Origin of the sequence: Micromonospora sp. NPDC005686, from assembly GCF_042871665.1 — a bacterium.
Taxonomy (GTDB): Bacteria; Actinomycetota; Actinomycetes; order Mycobacteriales; family Micromonosporaceae; genus Micromonospora.
The window spans coordinates 1-5,395 of sequence record NZ_JBIAIY010000026.1 but is presented as its reverse complement, the minus strand read 5'-3'; the positions used below and the strand labels follow the sequence as shown (position 1 = coordinate 5,395).

Genomic DNA, 5,395 nt, shown 5'->3' with positions numbered 1-5,395 from the left:
GTTTGTCCGGCGGTGTCCTACTCTCCCACACCCTCCCGAGTGCAGTACCATCGGCGCTGGAGGGCTTAGCTTCCGGGTTCGGAATGTTACCGGGCGTTTCCCCTCCGCCATGACCGCCGTAACTCTATGAACATATCAACCAACCAACAGGGTTGTTGTGTGTTCAGAGTTGCACAGTGGACGCGTAGCAGCTTGGTAGTCAAGTCCTCGGCCTATTAGTACCGGTCAACTGAACCCGTTACCGGGCTTACATTTCCGGCCTATCAACCCAGTCGTCTAGCTGGGGGCCTTACCCCACCAAGGTGGGTGGGATACCTCATCTTGAAGCGAGCTTCCCGCTTAGATGCTTTCAGCGGTTATCCCTTCCGAACGTAGCTAACCAGCCGTGCCCCTGGCGGGACAACTGGCACACCAGAGGTTCGTCCGTCCCGGTCCTCTCGTACTAGGGACAGCCCTTCTCAAGTATCCTACGCGCACGGCGGATAGGGACCGAACTGTCTCACGACGTTCTAAACCCAGCTCGCGTACCGCTTTAATGGGCGAACAGCCCAACCCTTGGGACCTGCTACAGCCCCAGGATGCGACGAGCCGACATCGAGGTGCCAAACCATCCCGTCGATATGGACTCTTGGGGAAGATCAGCCTGTTATCCCCGGGGTACCTTTTATCCGTTGAGCGACACCGCTTCCACATGCCAGTGCCGGATCACTAGTCCCGACTTTCGTCCCTGCTCGACCTGTCAGTCTCACAGTCAAGCTCCCTTGTGCACTTGCACTCAACACCTGATTGCCAACCAGGCTGAGGGAACCTTTGGGCGCCTCCGTTACCCTTTAGGAGGCAACCGCCCCAGTTAAACTACCCACCAGACACTGTCCCTGAACCGGATAACGGTCCGAAGTTAGATACCCAAATCAACCAGAGTGGTATTTCAAGATTGCCTCCACCCATACTGGCGTATGGACTTCACCGGCTCCCACCTATCCTACACAAGCTAATTCAGATACCAATGTCAAGCTATAGTAAAGGTCCCGGGGTCTTTCCGTCCTGCCGCGCGTAACGAGCATCTTTACTCGTAATGCAATTTCGCCGGGCCTGTGGTTGAGACAGTGGGGAAGTCGTTACGCCATTCGTGCAGGTCGGAACTTACCCGACAAGGAATTTCGCTACCTTAGGATGGTTATAGTTACCACCGCCGTTTACTGGCGCTTAAGTTCTCCGCTTCGCCCCGAAGAGCTAACAGGTCCCCTTAACGTTCCAGCACCGGGCAGGCGTCAGTCCATATACATCGAATTACTTCTTCGCATGGACCTGTGTTTTTAGTAAACAGTCGCTTCCCCCTGCTCTCTGCGGCCATACAACGCTCCACCCGCGTGGGGCTTCACGTCTCCGGCCCCCCTTCTCCCTAAGTTACGGGGGCAATTTGCCGAGTTCCTTAACCACAGTTCGCCCGATCGCCTCGGTATTCTCTACCTGACCACCTGTGTCGGTTTGGGGTACGGGCCGCTAAGAACTCGCTAGAGGCTTTTCTCGGCAGCATAGGATCACTGACTTCACCTGAATCGGCTCGGCATCACGTCTCAGCCTATATGCGCCGCGGATTTGCCTACGGCACGGCCTACACGCTTACCCCGGCACAACCACCGGCCGGGATCAGCTACCTTCCTGCGTCACCCCATCGCTTGACTACTACCCGCCAGGTTCCCACGCTCCCCACCATAGGTCCGAAGACCGCCGGCAGTTCGGGTGGTTAGCACAACGAGGTTCGTCAGGGACGCTCTTTCGCGGGTACGGGAATATCAACCCGTTGTCCATCGACTACGCCTCTCGGCCTCGCCTTAGGTCCCGACTCACCCAGGGCGGATTAGCCTGGCCCTGGAACCCTTGGTCATCCGGCGGAAGGGTTTCTCACCCTTCTTTCGCTACTCATGCCTGCATTCTCACTCGTGCCGCGTCCACAACTGGGTCACCCCGCTGCTTCACCCCCGGCACGACGCTCCCCTACCCATCCACACACCTGCATGCCCCATCAAGGAGACACGAAGTTATTGCGTGAATGCCACAGCTTCGGCGGTGTGCTTGAGCCCCGCTACATTGTCGGCGCGGAACCACTTGACCAGTGAGCTATTACGCACTCTTTAAAGGGTGGCTGCTTCTAAGCCAACCTCCTGGTTGTCTATGCGACCCCACATCCTTTTCCACTTAGCACACGCTTAGGGGCCTTAGCTGGTGATCTGGGCTGTTTCCCTCTCGACTACGAAGCTTATCCCCCGCAGTCTCACTGCCGCGCTCTCACTTACCGGCATTCGGAGTTTGGCTGATTTCGGTAAGCTTGTGGGCCCCCTAGACCATCCAGTGCTCTACCTCCGGCAAGAAACACGCGACGCTGCACCTAAATGCATTTCGGGGAGAACCAGCTATCACGGAGTTTGATTGGCCTTTCACCCCTAACCACAGGTCATCCCCCAACTTTTCAACGTTGGTGGGTTCGGCCCTCCACGCGGTCTTACCCGCGCTTCAGCCTGCCCATGGCTAGATCACTCCGCTTCGGGTCTAGAGCATGCGACTGAATACGCCCTATTCAGACTCGCTTTCGCTACGGCTCCCCCACACGGGTTAACCTCGCCACATGCCACTAACTCGCAGGCTCATTCTTCAAAAGGCACGCCGTCACCCCGCAAGGCTCCGACGGATTGTAGGCGAACGGTTTCAGGTACTATTTCACTCCCCTCCCGGGGTACTTTTCACCATTCCCTCACGGTACTTGTCCGCTATCGGTCACCAGGAAGTATTTAGGCTTACCAGGTGGTCCTGGCAGATTCACGGCAGATTTCAGGAGTCCGCCGCTACTCGGGAACACCCACAGAAGACCAGCAGCTTTCACCTACCGGACTATCACCGTCTACGGTCAGCCATTCCAGACTGTTCGACTAACCACTGGCTTTGTAACTTCTCGAATGCGTGTCAGCACACTCAGCAGGGTCCCACAACCCCGACCACGCAACCCCTGACAGGTATCACACGCCGCCGGTTTAGCCTCAATCCGCTTTCGCTCGCCACTACTCACGGAATCACTATTTGTTTTCTCTTCCTACGGGTACTGAGATGTTTCACTTCCCCGCGTTCCCCCCACACACCCTATGTGTTCAGGTGCGGGTGACATCACATGACTGATGCCGGGTTCCCCCATTCGGACACCCTGGGATCACAGCTTGGTTGACAGCTCCCCCAGGCCTATCGCGGCCTCCCACGTCCTTCATCGGCTCCTGGTGCCAAGGCATTCACCGTTCGCCCTTGACAACTTGACCACAAAGATGCTCGCGTCCACTGTGCAATTCTCAACAAACAACCAACCCACAACCCACAAGCCCCACACCTGCAACCCACAAGGATCACGGTTTGCGAGACCAGGCCATGCCTGGCGCCTTCCGCCCCCGGAACACAATCCACAGGGGCATCTCAAGGCTCTGAAAGACAACCACACGGGTTGTTCCTTCAGGACCCAACAGGGTGCCTACATCCGTCCCCAGCCGCACCACAGTCTCGTTCCCACCACCCCGAAGAGCAGCTGTACTAGAGAATCCGTGGCCGTTGCCGGCAACCGACTTGCCAGTGTCTCCGCCATCTGAGCACCCCACCACCACATTCGGGCAGCGCGGGCTCCATACCACCTTTCGGTGGATGGTGCTCCTTAGAAAGGAGGTGATCCAGCCGCACCTTCCGGTACGGCTACCTTGTTACGACTTCGTCCCAATCGCCAGCCCCACCTTCGACGGCTCCCTCCACAAGGGTTGGGCCACCGGCTTCGGGTGTTGCCGACTTTCGTGACGTGACGGGCGGTGTGTACAAGGCCCGGGAACGTATTCACCGCAGCGTTGCTGATCTGCGATTACTAGCGACTCCGACTTCACGGGGTCGAGTTGCAGACCCCGATCCGAACTGAGACCGGCTTTTTGGGATTCGCTCCACCTCACGGTATCGCAGCCCATTGTACCGGCCATTGTAGCATGCGTGAAGCCCTGGACATAAGGGGCATGATGACTTGACGTCATCCCCACCTTCCTCCGAGTTGACCCCGGCAGTCTTCGATGAGTCCCCGCCATAACGCGCTGGCAACATCGAACGAGGGTTGCGCTCGTTGCGGGACTTAACCCAACATCTCACGACACGAGCTGACGACAGCCATGCACCACCTGTGACCGCCCCCGAAGGACCTGCCATCTCTGACAGTTTTGCGGCCATGTCAAACCCAGGTAAGGTTCTTCGCGTTGCATCGAATTAATCCGCATGCTCCGCCGCTTGTGCGGGCCCCCGTCAATTCCTTTGAGTTTTAGCCTTGCGGCCGTACTCCCCAGGCGGGGCGCTTAATGCGTTAGCTGCGGCACAGGGAACCGGAGAGGCCCCCCACACCTAGCGCCCAACGTTTACAGCGTGGACTACCAGGGTATCTAATCCTGTTCGCTCCCCACGCTTTCGCTCCTCAGCGTCAGTATCGGCCCAGAGACCCGCCTTCGCCACCGGTGTTCCTCCTGATATCTGCGCATTTCACCGCTACACCAGGAATTCCAGTCTCCCCTACCGAACTCTAGCCTGCCCGTATCGACTGCAGGCCCGCAGTTGAGCTGCGGGTTTTCACAGTCGACGCGACAAGCCGCCTACGAGCTCTTTACGCCCAATAAATCCGGACAACGCTCGCGCCCTACGTCTTACCGCGGCTGCTGGCACGTAGTTGGCCGGCGCTTCTTCTGCAGGTACCGTCACTTACGCTTCGTCCCTGCTGAAAGAGGTTTACAACCCGAAGGCCGTCATCCCTCACGCGGCGTCGCTGCATCAGGCTTCCGCCCATTGTGCAATATTCCCCACTGCTGCCTCCCGTAGGAGTCTGGGCCGTGTCTCAGTCCCAGTGTGGCCGGTCGCCCTCTCAGGCCGGCTACCCGTCGTCGCCTTGGTAGGCCATCACCCCACCAACAAGCTGATAGGCCGCGAGCCCATCCCAAGCCGAAAAACTTTCCACCCAACACCATGCGGCGCAAGGTAATATTCGGTATTAGCCCCGGTTTCCCGGGGTTATCCCAAAGCCTGGGGCAGGTTGCTCACGTGTTACTCACCCGTTCGCCGCTCGAGTACCCCGAAGGGCCTTTCCGCTCGACTTGCATGTGTTAAGCACGCCGCCAGCGTTCGTCCTGAGCCAGGATCAAACTCTCCAACAAAAACTTGTCGAACAGCAATCAACCTGGCAACAAAAAGTGTTGCCAAAGGAATCCCAACCAGCAACCATTCAAAAGAACAGCCACCAGTCCGGGGTATAAAACAATTGGCACTGGCTTTACAAGCACCCTGTTGAGTTCTCAAAGAACAACCACACACCAACCAGAAACCCCACCACCGTGGAGCACCC

3 rRNA genes are annotated in these 5,395 nt (G+C 57.8%); all 3 read right to left on the bottom strand.

The features are described 5' to 3' along the window. Positions 1–4: 4 nt before the first annotated feature. Positions 5–121: ribosomal RNA gene (gene rrf, locus ACFYON_RS28955) — 5S ribosomal RNA — on the bottom strand. Positions 122–195: 74 nt separating this feature from the next. Then, a 23S ribosomal RNA gene (locus ACFYON_RS28950) occupies positions 196–3,305 on the bottom strand. Between the two features lie 387 nt (positions 3,306–3,692). Continuing rightward, positions 3,693–5,207: ribosomal RNA gene (locus ACFYON_RS28945) — 16S ribosomal RNA — on the bottom strand. Together the 16S, 23S and 5S rRNA genes form the textbook arrangement of a ribosomal RNA operon. Between the last annotated feature and the right edge of the window lie 188 nt (positions 5,208–5,395).